Genomic DNA, 14,316 nt, shown 5'->3' on the forward strand with positions numbered 1-14,316 from the left:
CACCACTCTGTGGGGCATTGAATTGGTCCATTACGGTACCGGATTGACCAACAGTTGCCCAATCGAGCCACGGTCCGCCATTTCCAGCGTCTGACTGTTGAAGTAGAACGGGAAGTGCGCCCAGGAAGGCTGACCGAAATAAACAAGCAGCTCCACTTGTCCGTCAACCCAAACGGTATCTTTCCAGCCTCTGTCTTCCGGGAACGGCATCGCGCCATTCACGTTACGGATCTGGAACATCACGCCTTCAATATGGAACGCTTGCGGCTCGTCCGCGCGCACCGTCCAGCGTTCCCACGTTCCTTGCTGCGCAGTAACATCAATACGGTTGACGTCCCACAACTGCCCATTAATCCCCGGGTCATCACCCAGACTGATATCACGACTTCGAATCGGCGAACCGGCCATGATTTCAGTTGGCAGCAAGCGCATCGGAAGACTGTCTGTGACCAGCGGCAGAAGGCCGGTTGGGCGCAGCGTTAGCACCAGCGTAGAAACCAGAATGCTGGATGGCTCAAAGAAGCCACGAATACGATCAACAATGCTCGCCGCTTCGCCACAGGTAATCGACACTTCATCACCGTTGCTCATATCCACCAGAATCTCACGACGCTCGCCCGGTGCCAGCGAAAGTTGCTTCACCGATACAGGAGCGGGCAGGAATCCCTGATCGCCAGAAATCACATGTAACGGGCGACCATCGCTCATCTGTAGTTGATAGCGACGAGAGTTCGACGCGTTCAACAGACGCAAGCGCACCCAGCCACGCGAGACTTCAACGTACGGGCTTTGTACACCGTTAACCAGTAGCGTATCGCCAACAAAGCCGCCGCTTCCAGGTTCGTTATATTCTGGCGTACCAAAGTTATCCAGCCGTTTATCCTGAATAATGACAGGAAAATCATCCACACCATAATGGTTGGGGATAGGCAGCGATTTACTGACTTCATCTTCCACCAGCCACATTCCGGCAAGGCCGTTATAGACCTGCTGAGCCGTGCGGTTGGGAGTATTGGCGTGATACCACAGAGTAGCTGCGTTCTGGCGAATGGGCAGTACGGGTGCCCAGTCAGCGTTTGGCGACATCATCCGTGCCGGACCGCCCATCAGCGGGCCAGGTACCTGTAGCCCGGCCACCGTCATTGAGACATTTTCTGTCAGGCGGTTGCTGTAAATAAGCTTAACATCGTCGCCCTTCCAGACGCGGATAGTCGGCCCCAGGTAACGACCATTGATTCCCCAAACCGACGCGCGTGTCCCTGGCGTAAATGACCAGTGCGCACGTTGTACAGTCATAAACAGCGGTTGCCCACGGCGAGATTCAAGCAGCGGCGGAACGGGTAGCGGTTGCTGTTGCCCGGCTGCGCTGGCCTTCAGGGGAACAGCGCCTGCACAAAGTGCAATCCCCGATGCCTGAATGAACTGACGCCGACTGAGTGACATATTTGCTCCATGTAAAACTGGCTAAAGTAATACCGTGCAGGAAAGTGTTCCCCGCAAAAATACAGATTGCCGACTTAAACTTTTCCGGCGGCTTCGCGTTCTGCGACTTCTTTATCGAGCTCGGCGATTTTTTGTTCCATTATCGAACGACAATGGGCAGCCAACTCGCGAACCTGATCTTTGCCATACTGACTGACGTCAATTGGCGGCAGCATTTCGACAATCACCAGACCGTTGTGTAGCCGATTAAGATTAATCTTATTCGAAGTTGTAGAGACGCACACGGGTATAATCGGGACGCCCGCCGCAATTGCCGCGTGAAATGCCCCGGTCTTGAACGGCAGCAGGCCGCGACCACGGCTGCGGGTTCCTTCCGGGAACATCCAGATGGAAATACGGCGTTTTTTGAAGTGATTCACTACTTCCGCAATAGTGCCGTGAGCTTTAGTGCGATTGTTTCTGTCGATCAATAAGTTGCCGGTTAACCAATACAACTGCCCGAAGAAGGGGATCCACAGCAAACTCTTTTTACCTACCGTCACTGTCGGCGGCTGCACAATGTTCGATGCCGTCACCATGTCATAATTGTTCTGGTGGTTAGCAATATAGATAGCATTGCCGTAGTTTTCAGCGTCTGCAGGTTTGCGGCACTCCACTTTCAGGCCGAAAAGCGGCGCAAGACGACCAAACATATGCCCAAAGGTGGCCACATGTTTCGGATTACGCGGGCTGAAAAGGCAGTAAATGGAGCCGAATACACAGACTAAGATGCTGTAAATCACGGTAATAATAAGACGAAAGATATATAGCATAACACCCTCTGAAGGTCTGAGAGACTGGCATTGTACGTCACCTGAAAATCAGGTTAGGGCATTGTTAAAAGCCGCTCTCTGGAAAAGCGTATTGTTAATCGCAACGCATGAATAAACAACGGTTTCAAGGGAATTTTTATCGTTTCCGGGGGTTGAATACGCTGCCGGATGACGACTTAACGTTTCATCCGGCGTTCCTTGCAAGCGGGAGGAAACAGCGCCCTCCCCGGCATATTACTCTTCGCTATCACCGCTGCTGGCACGGCGAGGAGAGTCGATCTCAACACGATCGATACGCTGCAAACCGCGCATCAACGTACCGCGGCGTCCACGTTCGCCAGTGACTTTCTGTAGCTCTTCCGGACGCAGTTTAATTTTGCGTTTCCCAACATGAATGGTTAGCGTGCTTTGCGGCGGCAGAACGTACAGTTGCGCCAGGCCATCCTCGCCACGCGCGGCTTCTGCCGATGGAATGTTGATAATCTTGTTGCCTTTGCCCTTCGACAGCTGCGGCAGATCGCTTACCGGGAACATCAACATACGGCCTGCCTGAGTGATTGCCAGCAGCATATCGGAAGCATCTTCAATCACCACCGGCGGCATAACATGGGCATTTTCCGGTAAGGTGATCAAAGCCTTACCTGCACGGTTACGCGCCACCAGATCGTTAAAGGTGCAGACGAAACCGTAACCCGCATCGGAAGCCATCAGCAGTTTCTGATCGTCGCTTTCCATCAGCATATGGTCAACGGTCGCCCCAGGCGGCAACGTTAATTTGCCGGTGAGCGGTTCGCCCTGACCACGCGCCGACGGCAGCGTAATCGGGTCGATGGCATAACTACGACCGGTGGAATCAACAAAAACTACCGGTTGGTTGCTCTTACCTTTCACCGCCGCTTTGAAGCTATCACCCGCTTTATAATTCAGGCCCGGCGCGTCGATATCATGTCCTTTAGCGCTGCGTACCCAGCCCATCTGCGACAGCACAATGGTGACAGGTTCAGACGGCAGCATGTCGTGCTCGCTCATCGCTTTCGCTTCTTCGCGTTCCTGCAACGGCGAACGACGTTCGTCACCGTAGGCTTGAGCGTCTGCCTGCAGTTCTTTCTTCAGCAGGCTATTCATTTTATGCTCGGAAGCCAAAATGCCCTGCAACTGGTCGCGCTCTTTTTCCAGCTCACTCTGCTCACCGCGAATCTTCATCTCTTCCAGTTTGGCAAGATGACGCAGTTTCAGTTCGAGGATCGCTTCCGCCTGGGTTTCAGTAAGGCCAAACCGCGACATCAGCGCCGGTTTCGGTTCATCTTCATTACGAATGATCTCAATCACTTCGTCGATATTGAGAAACGCCACCAGCAAACCTTCGAGGATATGCAGGCGCTTGAGGACTTTCTCCAGACGATAATTCAGTCGGCGGCGCACGGTATCGCGGCGGAACACCAGCCATTCGGAGAGGATTTCCAGCAGGTTTTTCACCGCCGGACGACCATCCAGACCGATCATATTGAGGTTAATGCGATAGCTCTTTTCCAGATCGGTGGTAGCAAAGAGGTGGTTCATCACCTGATCCATATCCACACGGTTGGAACGCGGCACAATCACCAGACGGGTCGGGTTCTCGTGGTCAGATTCATCGCGCAGATCGTCAACCATCGGCAGCTTTTTGTTGCGCATTTGCGCAGCAATTTGCTCCAGTACGCGCGCACCTGAAACCTGATGCGGCAATGCGCTGATAACCACCGCGCCATCTTCTTTCTTCCACACCGCGCGCATACGCACTGAACCACGTCCGTTCTCGTAGATTTTACGAATCTCGGCGCGCGAAGTGATAATTTCTGCTTCAGTCGGATAATCCGGCCCCTGCACGATATCCAGCAGCTGATCGAGCGTGGTTTTCGGCTGGTCGATTAATGCGATTGCCGCCTGAGCCACTTCACGCAGGTTATGCGGTGGAATATCGGTCGCCATGCCGACGGCAATACCGGTGGTGCCGTTAAGCAAAATGTTTGGCAGACGGGCAGGCAGCATTTTCGGCTCCTGCAAAGTGCCGTCGAAGTTTGGCACCCAGTCAGCCGTCCCCTGCCCCAGCTCGCTCAATAGCAGCTCGGAATATTTCGACAACCGGGATTCGGTGTAACGCATTGCCGCGAACGATTTCGGATCGTCCGGCGCGCCCCAGTTCCCCTGACCATCAACCAGCGGATAACGGTAAGAGAACGGCTGCGCCATCAGGACCATCGCTTCATAACAGGCACTATCGCCGTGCGGATGGTATTTACCCAGTACGTCACCGACGGTACGGGCCGATTTTTTAAATTTGGCGCTGGCATTCAGGCCCAGCTCAGACATCGCATACACAATGCGGCGCTGAACAGGTTTCAGACCATCACCAATAAACGGCAACGCACGGTCCATGATCACGTACATGGAGTAGTTTAAGTAGGCGTTTTCCGTAAATTCATGTAGCGCAAGGCGCTCTGCCATATCGCTCATTAATTCTGATTCCTCAACTTATTCGCCAGCCTTCAAAGGGGCAATATTGCCGGAGATACTACATTATCTGCCGCGTCGAGTCACAGGAGATCAGCGTGAATAGCGCCGCCGGACGTGCTCCGACGGCGATAAAGGCATCAATGTGCCTTGATATACAACTCTTTGCTGTAGACATAATCCTGGGGATTATGCAGCGGAAAACCGCCAACGTAGGGTTTAAGCAGTTTGATTAACGGCTGATAGTAGATGGGAATCAGCGGTGCCTGCTGGTTGATGATCACTTCTGCCTGCTGATACAACGCATTACGCTTTGTCGCATCAGTGATCTGCGTGGCCTGGTTTAGTAAGGCGTCATACTGCGCATTTTTCCAGTGACCGACGTTTTCTTCACTATCGCTTTTGAGCGTGTTCAGGAAGCTGGAAGCATCATTGTACGTCGCATCCCACGACTGCCGAGACAACATGAAATCACCGGCTCGTCGGGCATCAAGATAAGTTTTCCACTCCATTGTGCGCAGCGTCACCTGTGCACCCAGCCATTTTTTCCATTCGGAAGACAACGCTATCGCGGTCTTTTCATGCAGATCGTACTTGTTGTAGAACAGCTCAAAGCGTAGCGGATGAGAGGCGTCGTATCCCGCCTGTTTCAGCAAGGCTTTTGCCATCGCGACACGCTCACTCATTGGCTTTTGCAGTTCATCGAACGTCGTCGCGCTAAAGCCTTTTACCTCTGGCGGCGTCAGCGTGGTTGCGGGCGTTCTCAACCCCAGTACCTTTTGCGCAATAAGCTGTCGATCAACCGTAAGATATAGCGCCCGACGCACCCGCACATCGTTAAATGGCGGTTTCTCAAGGTTAAAGTTGTAATATTCGCTGTTCAGACGCGGGATAATTCGTAGCTCGCCAGGCAGTGATTTTTCAATGGCGGGAATTTGCTGCGCCGGAACCCAGGTGAGATCGACCTCTCCCGCGCGATAGCGGTTATAGCCGGTGACCGAATTATCCAGCGCCAGATACTCAACCTGTTGCAATACTGTATGTTGCGCATCGCGGTACTTTGGATTTTTGCGTGCAGTAATCTTTTCGTTAACTACCCATTTATCAAGCACAAAGGCACCGTTGTAAACCATGTTCTCTGGCTTACTCCAGCTATCGCCATGTTTAGCGATGACATGATGAGGAACCGGGAACAGCGTCGGCCAGGCGAGCATCGTCGTGAACCAAGGAACTGGCTGCTCAAGCGTAACTTCAAGAGTACGATCATCCATCGCTTTGACACCCAGCGATGTAACATCTGCTTTACCCGCAACAATAGCCGCGGCATTGTTAATGTGCGCCTGTGCCAGATAGCCAGCAAAAGGGCTTGCCGTTTTCGGGTCAACCGCACGTTGCCAGCCGAGGACAAAATCCTCTGCCGTCAGGGGCTGACCGTCTGACCACTGCAAACCGCTACGCAGATGGAAAATATAGCGCTTGCCGCCGTCCAGTATCTCCCAGCGTTCAGCCTGAGCGGGCTGCACCTGGCCTTCACCGTCCATCCATACCAGACCTTCAAACAGATCCAGCACAATCTGCGCGGCAGTATTCTCCTCTACCTTTTGCGGGTCGAGCGTGCCTGGGTCGCTATGATTGTTGTAACGAAAGACTTGTTGCGGGGCGAGCGGTGTGTTGGCGGGAACGTCAGCAGCGTAGAGAGGAGCCGCACTTACCAGGCTGACCAGCCATAATAAATTTCGCGTATACATGGTATTCCTTACCGGAGAAATTATAAGCCCGACAACAATACGCCTGTAGCATTGTTAGCTCAAACTGATAGCGAGTGATTTAGCTCACACTCCGGTAAAGATTCCCCATCACATCAACGGCACATAAACATCCGTTTCCAGTCGCTGCTCTATTATCCCTTCGGCCAGATTGGTGTAGTGAAACAGAATCGGTGCTTTACGCATTTTCTCGCCGCTTGCCGGAAGCCAGTGGCGAATGATGCCCCATATCGTGTGTGAAATATCGTCCAGCTCGCCAACATGGCGGGCAACAGCATAACGCCCACCGGTAAGTTCGCCATTACTCACGCCATAACGATTATCGGGAACAGGTTCGTTAACGCTGCCACAAATATCAAAGCGAAACGCATCTGGTGCGGTGGTGGCAGGATCGTCCCAGGCGACGCCAAAAGTCTGGCTTTGGTTAACAGGTGAAAGCCCCGTCTCTTTACGCCACATGATAAATTTCGCCACGCTGTAGTTGAGCAACTCAGGGCTACAGCGGTGCGGCAACATCGCCACAGGGATTGATGGGAAATCGATAATATTTACATCCAGTGTCAGGTTTGTCATTTTGCCTCCCTGCGAAATTATTCCCGGGAACGCGTCCCGGGAGCGGTAACAATTACGGATTTACTTTGCGGATCTGTTTGACGTCAATTTCAACAGAGTTCCAGTCTTTATCGACTTCCCCCTGAATCTCAACCGTATCTTTCGGCGTCACCGTCACGCCGTTCCAGCGTTTGTGGTCGATATCAACATTGATAGTACCGCTGGCATCTTTGAACACGTAGAGATCGTCAGAGATGCGTTCAACGATATTGCCGCGCAGGGTTACCCAGGTGTCGTCACGCAGGGATTTTGCGCTTTCTACGGTCGTTACGCTGCCGTTCGGCCCCTGGAATCCTCCGGCCTGACTTTGCGTTGCCGATGGGCCAGAAAAACCGCCCTGCTCTGCTGCCATAACCGGTGCACTGCACAGGGCCATTACTGCGATTACTGCTGCGAATTTTTTCATGTTTATTACTCCCTTTAATGTCTGTTTCCGAGCATTTAACAAGATAGTCCTTAACAACTTCTTAAGGGAAAAAAATAAAATTTAATGCTGTACAGAGCGCGTTACAACACGGTTTACTGGCAGCAAATACGGTTATCGCAGGGATGAAAAAATGCGAATTTTACTGATAGAAGATGACATGCTGATTGGCGACGGCATCAAAACGGGCCTTAGTAAAATGGGTTTTAGCGTCGACTGGTTTACACAAGGTCGTCAGGGAAAAGAGGCGCTATATAGCGCACCTTATGATGCGGTGATCCTGGATTTAACCTTACCGGGCATGGATGGTCGCGATATTTTGCGCGAATGGCGAGAAAAAGGTCAGCGTGAGCCGGTATTGATCCTGACTGCGCGCGATGCGCTGGCGGAACGTGTAGAAGGGCTGCGTCTGGGAGCTGACGATTATCTGTGTAAACCTTTTGCGTTGATAGAAGTCGCCGCCAGGCTGGAAGCTCTGATGCGCCGAACCAACGGCCAGGCCAGCAACGAGCTGCTCCGCGGCAACGTCATGCTCGACCCCGGCAAACGTATCGCCACGCTGGCTGGCGAACCCTTAACGCTGAAACCAAAAGAATTTGCCCTGCTGGAATTACTGATGCGTAACGCTGGTCGGGTACTGCCGCGCAAACTGATTGAAGAGAAACTGTATACCTGGGACGAAGAGGTCACCAGTAATGCCGTTGAAGTGCATGTGCATCATCTGCGACGCAAACTCGGCAGTGATTTTATTCGTACCGTTCATGGTATTGGCTACACATTAGGTGAGAAATGAAATTTACCCAACGTCTTAGTCTGCGAGTCAGGCTGACGCTAATCTTTTTAATTCTGGCCTCGGTGACCTGGCTGCTTTCCAGCTTTGTCGCCTGGAAACAAACAACGGATAACGTCGATGAGTTGTTCGACACCCAACTGATGCTGTTTGCCAAACGGTTAAGTACGCTCGATCTCAACGAAATCAACGCGGCGGATCGCATGGCACAGACGCCAAATAAATTAAAACACGGTCATGTTGATGACGATGCGCTGACCTTTGCCATCTTTACCCACGACGGCAGAATGGTCCTTAACGATGGCGATAACGGAGAAGATATTCCCTATAGCTATCAGCGGGAAGGTTTTGCTGACGGGCAACTGGTCGGTGAAGACGATCCCTGGCGTTTTGTCTGGATGACCTCACCTGATGGCAAATATCGCATCGTTGTGGGTCAGGAATGGGAATACCGTGAAGACATGGCGCTGGCGATTGTTGCCGGACAATTGATCCCGTGGCTGGTCGCACTGCCGATTATGTTAATCATCATGATGGTACTACTGGGTCGTGAACTCGCGCCGCTGAACAAACTGGCGCTGGCACTACGTATGCGTGACCCAGACTCGGAAAAACCACTAAACGCGACGGGCGTACCCAGCGAAGTGCGCCCACTGGTTGAGTCGCTAAATCAACTGTTCGCCCGCACACATACGATGATGGTTCGTGAACGACGCTTTACCTCCGACGCAGCTCACGAACTTCGTAGCCCGTTAACGGCGCTGAAAGTGCAAACCGAAGTTGCTCAGCTCTCTGACGATGATCCGCAGGCGCGGAAAAAAGCGCTGCTCCAATTACATTCCGGGATCGATCGCGCTACTCGTCTGGTTGATCAACTGCTCACGCTATCGCGGCTGGACTCACTGGATAACCTTCAGGACGTCGCGGAGATCCCGCTTGAAGATCTCCTGCAATCGTCGGTGATGGATATTTACCACACGGCGCAGCAGGCGAAAATTGACGTGCGACTGACACTCAAAGCCAACGGCATCAAACGCACCGGACAACCGCTATTGCTAAGTTTGTTGGTGCGAAATTTGCTGGATAACGCCGTGCGCTACAGTCCACAAGGTAGCGTGGTAGACGTCACGCTGAATGCCGATAATTTCATCGTGAGGGATAACGGCCCCGGTGTGACGCCAGAGGCACTGGCGCGAATTGGCGAACGCTTCTATCGCCCACCCGGACAAACCGCTACCGGCAGTGGACTTGGGCTATCGATTGTCCAGCGAATCGCCAAGCTGCATGACATGAATGTTGAATTTGGGAATGCGAAACAAGGTGGATTTGAAGCGAAGGTAAGCTGGTAACTTCTCTGTCTATGAGAGCCGTTAAAACGACTCTCATAGACTTTACTAATAGCAAAATATAAACCGTCCCCAAAAAAGCCACCAACCACAACCCAGACAAATAACGAGCGAGAATACATATAACCAAAACTCGAACATTTCCCGCATAAAGAGTTTTCTTAAGATAAGAATAATAAGTGGTGTCAGAAGAAAAAATGCTGCAATCATTGCTTGCAATATACGATCTTCGCCTGAAACAGAAGGTATACTGCAAATATTGTCTCCCGACTCAAGCATCCAGTCATACTTATTGAAAGCAAAAAAAGAATCTATTAACCAATAAGTAAGCATTATATATAATAGTGCTTCAAATATTGATAGTAGTTGTTTTTTTAACATATCTGATTACTCATTAATCAATTTTTTGATATGTTCTCTAATCTCTAACAACCTCATACCATAAGAGATGAATTTATAATCATCTGTATCACGCGCAGGCAAATTATTAATTAAATAAATAAAAAAACCCAAATCTCGTTCAACACCACGATTATATCTAATACCAGCCATAATATACTGCTCATTCGTCATATACAGTGTTGCCGAAGAGGGATAATCAAAAAGGACAAGATCTCTTAAATAAGTAGCAGCAATTTGAAAGGTAAAATCATCCTCCATTAGGCATGTCGCTAACTCTAACTGATTTCTGGTAGTTAATTCTGAAGGGTCTAGACCTAGAGTAATCGCTGCGGTTCGTATTTGTATACCCATTGAGCCAAATGATGTTTTATTTTCAGGCATATCTAACAATCCGATCATTCTTTTTGTTTCATATATCTGAAACTTATAATTTTCAGGCATACCTCCTGACTCAATCCAGGCCACGCCGCCCAGTAACTCTGGACGAATTCCAGCGGCGTATGCATGTTTAATTATTTTGTCTCTATTATATTGTACATATGCATCTTTATAAGCATTTAAATAATATACTCCTGAACGGCGACGCGAATCATTTTTTCCTAACTTCCAGAGTAAAACGTCCATTTCATCCCATTTACGGAACTTCGCTTGTGGAATTGTACAATATCTATTTTTTATAGTGAGATCGCTTTTCATATTTAAAAAATCCTTTCTTCCCAACAACTATATGATTCCGTACTCGCGATATGGTGCTTCCATGTTATATTTTTATAATTAAGAACAATGACCTCTTCCGGCTGATTACCCGCATGTGTAATTGAGTGTGGATAACATGTCAGAATATTCGATAAATGTGCTCCTTGCAATTCAATTGTGTAAAACCTTTCAATACAACCGCCAGAATTAATTCTATAAAAATTAAATACAGCTGATAACTCTTCATTTTCAGAAAGAGCGGCATTTAATAAAGGGGAGGATTTATCTATTGGCTTGTAAAATTTTATGGGGTGATGCACTACATTATACTCTCGACTTAAAGAATGGTCGAACTGTAAAACAAAAATTTCATCCACATTATTTATTTGATATTTATTACCAATAGATGCATACGAACCACAACCCTCAGAGATCAAACCTTGTATTTTCCCTTTAATTGATAAGTATATGATATTTGACATATATATTCTCCATAATCATTTTTTCCGAAAAACTCCTGTATCATTTGCATAATACATCTCTCCTGTGGGAGCTTATGGGAAGTTGATTTAAGTATTGTCATTTTCAGAAAATATTTATCCCGCATCGGTGAATCAGAGAAAGATCAGACTTTTGCTAAATTCGCAAAAGACTTTGCACATTTTGCTAATTTCACCATACCGCTCTGTGACGTACTATAGTCGGCAAACGTCTCACCTTGAGGTTAAAAAATGAGCAACATCCTGATTATCAACGGCGCGAAAAAATTCGCCCACTCCAATGGTCAACTGAACGACACCCTGACCGAAGTCGCGGATGGCACACTGCGCGACCTCGGGCATGATGTCCGCATTGTTCGCGCCGACAGCGACTACGATGTCAAAGCGGAAGTACAAAACTTTCTCTGGGCTGATGTGGTGATCTGGCAGATGCCAGGCTGGTGGATGGGCGCGCCGTGGACAGTGAAAAAATATATTGATGATGTATTCACCGAAGGTCACGGGACTCTGTATGCCAGCGATGGTCGTACCCGCAAAGATCCATCAAAAAAATACGGTTCCGGCGGCCTGGTACAGGGCAAAAAATATATGCTTTCACTGACCTGGAACGCACCAATGGAAGCCTTCACCGAAAAAGATCAGTTCTTCCACGGCGTTGGTGTTGACGGTGTGTACCTGCCGTTCCATAAAGCAAACCAGTTCCTTGGCATGGAACCGCTGCCGACATTTATCGCTAATGACGTGATAAAAATGCCTGATGTTCCCCGCTATACTGAAGAATATCGCAAGCATCTTGTGGAAATTTTTGGTTAACTAGAGCTCTGGCTTTAGAAGGAGTTAACCATGATTACAGTAATCGCAGAAATCCGTACTCGTCCTGGTCAACATCACCGTCAGGCAGTGTTGGATCAGTTTGCTAAAATCGTTCCAACCGTACTGAAAGAAGAAGGTTGCCACGGCTATGCGCCAATGGTGGATTGCGCTGCTGGCGTGAGTTTCCAGTCTATGGCACCGGATTCTATCGTGATGATTGAGCAGTGGGAAAGCATCGCGCATCTTGAAGCGCATCTGCAAACCCCGCACATGAAAGCATATAGCGAAGCCGTAAAAGGTGACGTGCTGGAGATGAATATTCGTATCCTGCAGCCGGGGCTTTGACATTTCTAAAAAGAGGCCGGTGCTGCTACCGGTCTCAGCCCAGATTAGCCATTCTTTCTTCCCGTTTTCAGTCCTCGATGGAAATCGTTAATTCGCTTAATGGTTTTAACCGCACGCTGCGGCACTGCGGAAGCTACCGACCAGACAATCATTTCCAGACACAACAATACCGTACCATGTAGCGGCGTTTTCCCTTTTTCATCCCCGCGCGGAACATGAATCACGATACTGGCGTCTTTGCTAAAACGCGAATCCAGCGCGTTTGTCAGCAAAATAACAGGGATCCCCAGCCGCCTCGCCTCACGAAGCGTTGTCAGCCCTTCCCGGTGCGCTGATTTTTGCGCCATCATGATCAGAACATCGCCACGTTGAAGCGCGATCAGTTGCTCGGCAAGGCCAATACCCGTACGGTTTAGTGCCGTGGCAGGCAAACCTATGCGGTTGAATAGTCGTGCGGTATAGTCCGCCAGAATACCCGAAGCGCCAATGCCAAAAATTGCGACTTGCCGTGCCTGCACCAACAACGCTACAGCTTGCGCAAGCGCGTGGCGGTTTTCAGGCTCTGACAGGACATTACAGGTATACAAATGCCCTTCAAGAACAAAGTCGATTGCGGTGTTAACATCGCTCGTCAAGTTACTCACCGTCGTAGACATCTTTTCGCTGGAACTAAGGGCTGGACCAAGCCACTGTTCCAGAGTGCGTTTCAGATCACGCAGCCCGGCAAACCCCAGGGCCTGTATAGCCCTGATAACTGTGGCATCGGAAGTGTTCAACGTGGCCGCAATTTCCATCGCCGTTTGCTCGAGTACCACTTCACGATGCTCATTTATGTAGCTGGCGACAACTCTTAACCCAGGCGTTAACTGACTCGCGCGAGTGCGAAAACGCTCACCAAAAATATCAACCCGCGCTTTATCTTTCTGGATCATTTAGCCTCCGGTAGAGGTCGCCCTGCAATTTGTGATTGTATCTGCGCAGCCATCAGCCCCAGAGATGCAAAGGAGTTAGAAATTGCCTCTTCACGAGAAATCAGCACATAACGCCCGGAACGACAGGCAGTCAGAAACTGACACCATCCCGGCATGACTTTTTCCATTGCTGCCAGCTCATCCTGAGGTTTACCACCGGTGTCACCGCGCCAGGTTGCAAAAACAAAATCGGCATCCAGTTCAGGTAAACGCTCCGCGCTCACATCCATTCGCCCACCTTCAGGAATGCTCTCAATCAGCGGCGGAAAACGAAAACCAGCATCGCGTAATACCCGCCCCAGCGAATGATAGCTATGCATCACATTAATTTTTCCCTGGTTTGCCTGAATCACCGATACCGTTATTTTTTGGCTGTCCAGCGTCGCCTTCAGCGCATTGATTTGTGCCTGATAGCGGCGTTCAAGTATCGCCAGCTTCGACTGCGTTCCTGTAAGTTCTGCCAGCTTGCGATAGATTTCTGGCGCGCCCCCTTTGAGATGATCAATGCTCACCGTGGGCGCAATTTTTTCAAGTTGTTCAATGGGCGTATTACGGGTCGGTTCTGTGATGATCAGGTCAGGCTTTGCCGCCACAATCGCTTCAATATCAATATCAGCGGTACCAATAAAGGCGATCGATGAATTATCAAAGTCGACACCTGTCAATAACGCGCCAGATCGAATGAAATGGCTACCGTCAGGCCGAGTTCGCCCGTGGCTGGCGACAGGAGGTACACCGAGCTCAATCAGAGGAATAGTGATATCAAGATCGTGTAAAGAGACAATTCTCTTTGGATGAGCAGGAACAGTGACTTTGCGCCCTAAATCATCAGTAAATACCTGAACAGGTTCTGTTGCACGGGAAAAAAATGACAACAGTATCAGCAGAGAAAAAAATAAACGCATA

The 14,316-nt window shown here is 49.9% G+C and carries 15 protein-coding genes; 4 read left to right on the forward strand and 11 right to left on the reverse strand.

All coding sequences use genetic code 11. From position 1 onward, the window contains the following. Positions 1-30 precede the first annotated feature (30 nt). The 6 genes from ftsP to ygiW form a co-directional block, all read right to left on the reverse strand. Positions 31-1,443 (reverse strand): cell division protein FtsP, encoded by a 1,413-nt coding sequence (gene ftsP / locus ACJHX4_RS07665; protein ID WP_000059395.1) that lies wholly within the window; start codon positions 1,441-1,443, stop codon positions 31-33. Positions 1,444-1,517: 74 nt separating this feature from the next. Continuing rightward, the gene (plsC, locus tag ACJHX4_RS07670; RefSeq protein ID WP_000965706.1) at positions 1,518-2,255 is read right to left on the reverse strand and encodes a 1-acylglycerol-3-phosphate O-acyltransferase; all 738 of its coding nucleotides are present in this window, start codon (positions 2,253-2,255) and stop codon (positions 1,518-1,520) included. Between the two features lie 234 nt (positions 2,256-2,489). After that, positions 2,490-4,748: a DNA topoisomerase IV subunit A gene (gene parC / locus ACJHX4_RS07675; protein ID WP_001281875.1), complete on the reverse strand. Its 2,259-nt coding sequence runs from the start codon at positions 4,746-4,748 to the stop codon at positions 2,490-2,492. Positions 4,749-4,885: 137 nt separating this feature from the next. Beyond that, complete coding sequence (locus ACJHX4_RS07680; protein WP_000288656.1) at positions 4,886-6,493, reverse strand: ABC transporter substrate-binding protein; 1,608 nt, start codon at positions 6,491-6,493, stop codon at positions 4,886-4,888. A gap of 108 nt (positions 6,494-6,601) precedes the next feature. Beyond that, positions 6,602-7,084 carry a GyrI-like domain-containing protein gene (locus ACJHX4_RS07685; RefSeq protein ID WP_000183484.1) on the reverse strand — a complete coding sequence of 161 codons (483 nt, stop codon included), beginning with the start codon at positions 7,082-7,084 and terminating at the stop codon, positions 6,602-6,604. Between the two features lie 52 nt (positions 7,085-7,136). Next, positions 7,137-7,529 (reverse strand): OB fold stress tolerance protein YgiW, encoded by a 393-nt coding sequence (gene ygiW / locus ACJHX4_RS07690; protein ID WP_000712658.1) that lies wholly within the window; start codon positions 7,527-7,529, stop codon positions 7,137-7,139. Positions 7,530-7,680: 151 nt separating this feature from the next. On the opposite strand from ygiW, the gene qseB reads away from it, so the two are divergent. Both qseB and qseC read left to right on the forward strand, forming a co-directional pair. Further along, positions 7,681-8,340: a quorum sensing response regulator transcription factor QseB gene (qseB, locus tag ACJHX4_RS07695; protein ID WP_001221490.1), complete on the forward strand. Its 660-nt coding sequence runs from the start codon at positions 7,681-7,683 to the stop codon at positions 8,338-8,340. After that, entirely contained in the window at positions 8,337-9,686 is a 1,350-nt protein-coding gene (gene qseC / locus ACJHX4_RS07700) for a quorum sensing histidine kinase QseC (protein ID WP_000673389.1), read from the forward strand. Before qseB ends, qseC begins: the two co-directional genes overlap by 4 nt. A 45-nt stretch (positions 9,687-9,731) precedes the next feature. On the opposite strand, the gene ACJHX4_RS07705 is transcribed toward qseC, so the two are convergent. Genes ACJHX4_RS07705 through ACJHX4_RS07715 form a run of 3 tightly spaced genes read right to left on the reverse strand, consistent with a single transcriptional unit; the run spans position 9,732 to position 11,263 of the window. Continuing rightward, positions 9,732-10,064, reverse strand: coding sequence for a DUF2645 family protein (locus ACJHX4_RS07705; protein ID WP_000914696.1), 333 nt, complete (start codon positions 10,062-10,064; stop codon positions 9,732-9,734). A gap of 6 nt (positions 10,065-10,070) precedes the next feature. Beyond that, on the reverse strand, positions 10,071-10,781 hold the full coding sequence (locus tag ACJHX4_RS07710) for a hypothetical protein (RefSeq protein WP_000834022.1): 711 nt from the start codon (positions 10,779-10,781) through the stop codon (positions 10,071-10,073). A 2-nt stretch (positions 10,782-10,783) separates the two neighbouring features. Continuing rightward, on the reverse strand, positions 10,784-11,263 hold the full coding sequence (locus ACJHX4_RS07715; protein ID WP_000065331.1) for an Hcp family type VI secretion system effector: 480 nt from the start codon (positions 11,261-11,263) through the stop codon (positions 10,784-10,786). Between the two features lie 249 nt (positions 11,264-11,512). On the opposite strand from ACJHX4_RS07715, the gene mdaB reads away from it, so the two are divergent. Together mdaB and ACJHX4_RS07725 are read left to right on the forward strand one after the other, a co-directional pair. Beyond that, positions 11,513-12,094 carry an NADPH:quinone oxidoreductase MdaB gene (gene mdaB, locus ACJHX4_RS07720; protein ID WP_000065430.1) on the forward strand — a complete coding sequence of 194 codons (582 nt, stop codon included), beginning with the start codon at positions 11,513-11,515 and terminating at the stop codon, positions 12,092-12,094. A 30-nt stretch (positions 12,095-12,124) separates the two neighbouring features. Then, entirely contained in the window at positions 12,125-12,439 is a 315-nt protein-coding gene (locus ACJHX4_RS07725; protein ID WP_000633738.1) for a putative quinol monooxygenase, read from the forward strand. A 44-nt stretch (positions 12,440-12,483) separates the two neighbouring features. On the opposite strand, the gene ACJHX4_RS07730 is transcribed toward ACJHX4_RS07725, so the two are convergent. Further along, on the reverse strand, positions 12,484-13,371 hold the full coding sequence (locus ACJHX4_RS07730) for a MurR/RpiR family transcriptional regulator (RefSeq protein ID WP_000614945.1): 888 nt from the start codon (positions 13,369-13,371) through the stop codon (positions 12,484-12,486). Further along, positions 13,368-14,315 (reverse strand): iron-siderophore ABC transporter substrate-binding protein, encoded by a 948-nt coding sequence (locus ACJHX4_RS07735; RefSeq protein ID WP_001531973.1) that lies wholly within the window; start codon positions 14,313-14,315, stop codon positions 13,368-13,370. The genes ACJHX4_RS07730 and ACJHX4_RS07735 overlap by 4 nt, the downstream gene beginning before the upstream one ends. Between the last annotated feature and the right edge of the window lies 1 nt (position 14,316).

This window comes from Escherichia sp. WS2035 (assembly GCF_046487065.1).
GTDB lineage: Bacteria > Pseudomonadota > Gammaproteobacteria > Enterobacterales > Enterobacteriaceae > Escherichia > Escherichia coli.

Excerpts from the sequence above, each read along its gene's own strand:
- ftsP (WP_000059395.1), bottom strand. The coding sequence starts at position 1,443 with ATGTCACTCAGTCGGCGTCAGTTCATTCAGGCATCGGGGATTGCACTT.
- plsC (WP_000965706.1), bottom strand. The coding sequence starts at position 2,255 with ATGCTATATATCTTTCGTCTTATTATTACCGTGATTTACAGCATCTTA.
- parC (WP_001281875.1), bottom strand. The coding sequence starts at position 4,748 with ATGAGCGATATGGCAGAGCGCCTTGCGCTACATGAATTTACGGAAAAC.
- ACJHX4_RS07680 (WP_000288656.1), bottom strand. The coding sequence starts at position 6,493 with ATGTATACGCGAAATTTATTATGGCTGGTCAGCCTGGTAAGTGCGGCT.
- ACJHX4_RS07685 (WP_000183484.1), bottom strand. The coding sequence starts at position 7,084 with ATGACAAACCTGACACTGGATGTAAATATTATCGATTTCCCATCAATC.
- ygiW (WP_000712658.1), bottom strand. The coding sequence starts at position 7,529 with ATGAAAAAATTCGCAGCAGTAATCGCAGTAATGGCCCTGTGCAGTGCA.
- qseB (WP_001221490.1), top strand. The coding sequence starts at position 7,681 with ATGCGAATTTTACTGATAGAAGATGACATGCTGATTGGCGACGGCATC.
- qseC (WP_000673389.1), top strand. The coding sequence starts at position 8,337 with ATGAAATTTACCCAACGTCTTAGTCTGCGAGTCAGGCTGACGCTAATC.
- ACJHX4_RS07705 (WP_000914696.1), bottom strand. The coding sequence starts at position 10,064 with ATGTTAAAAAAACAACTACTATCAATATTTGAAGCACTATTATATATA.
- ACJHX4_RS07710 (WP_000834022.1), bottom strand. The coding sequence starts at position 10,781 with ATGAAAAGCGATCTCACTATAAAAAATAGATATTGTACAATTCCACAA.
- ACJHX4_RS07715 (WP_000065331.1), bottom strand. The coding sequence starts at position 11,263 with ATGTCAAATATCATATACTTATCAATTAAAGGGAAAATACAAGGTTTG.
- mdaB (WP_000065430.1), top strand. The coding sequence starts at position 11,513 with ATGAGCAACATCCTGATTATCAACGGCGCGAAAAAATTCGCCCACTCC.
- ACJHX4_RS07725 (WP_000633738.1), top strand. The coding sequence starts at position 12,125 with ATGATTACAGTAATCGCAGAAATCCGTACTCGTCCTGGTCAACATCAC.
- ACJHX4_RS07730 (WP_000614945.1), bottom strand. The coding sequence starts at position 13,371 with ATGATCCAGAAAGATAAAGCGCGGGTTGATATTTTTGGTGAGCGTTTT.
- ACJHX4_RS07735 (WP_001531973.1), bottom strand. The coding sequence starts at position 14,315 with ATGCGTTTATTTTTTTCTCTGCTGATACTGTTGTCATTTTTTTCCCGT.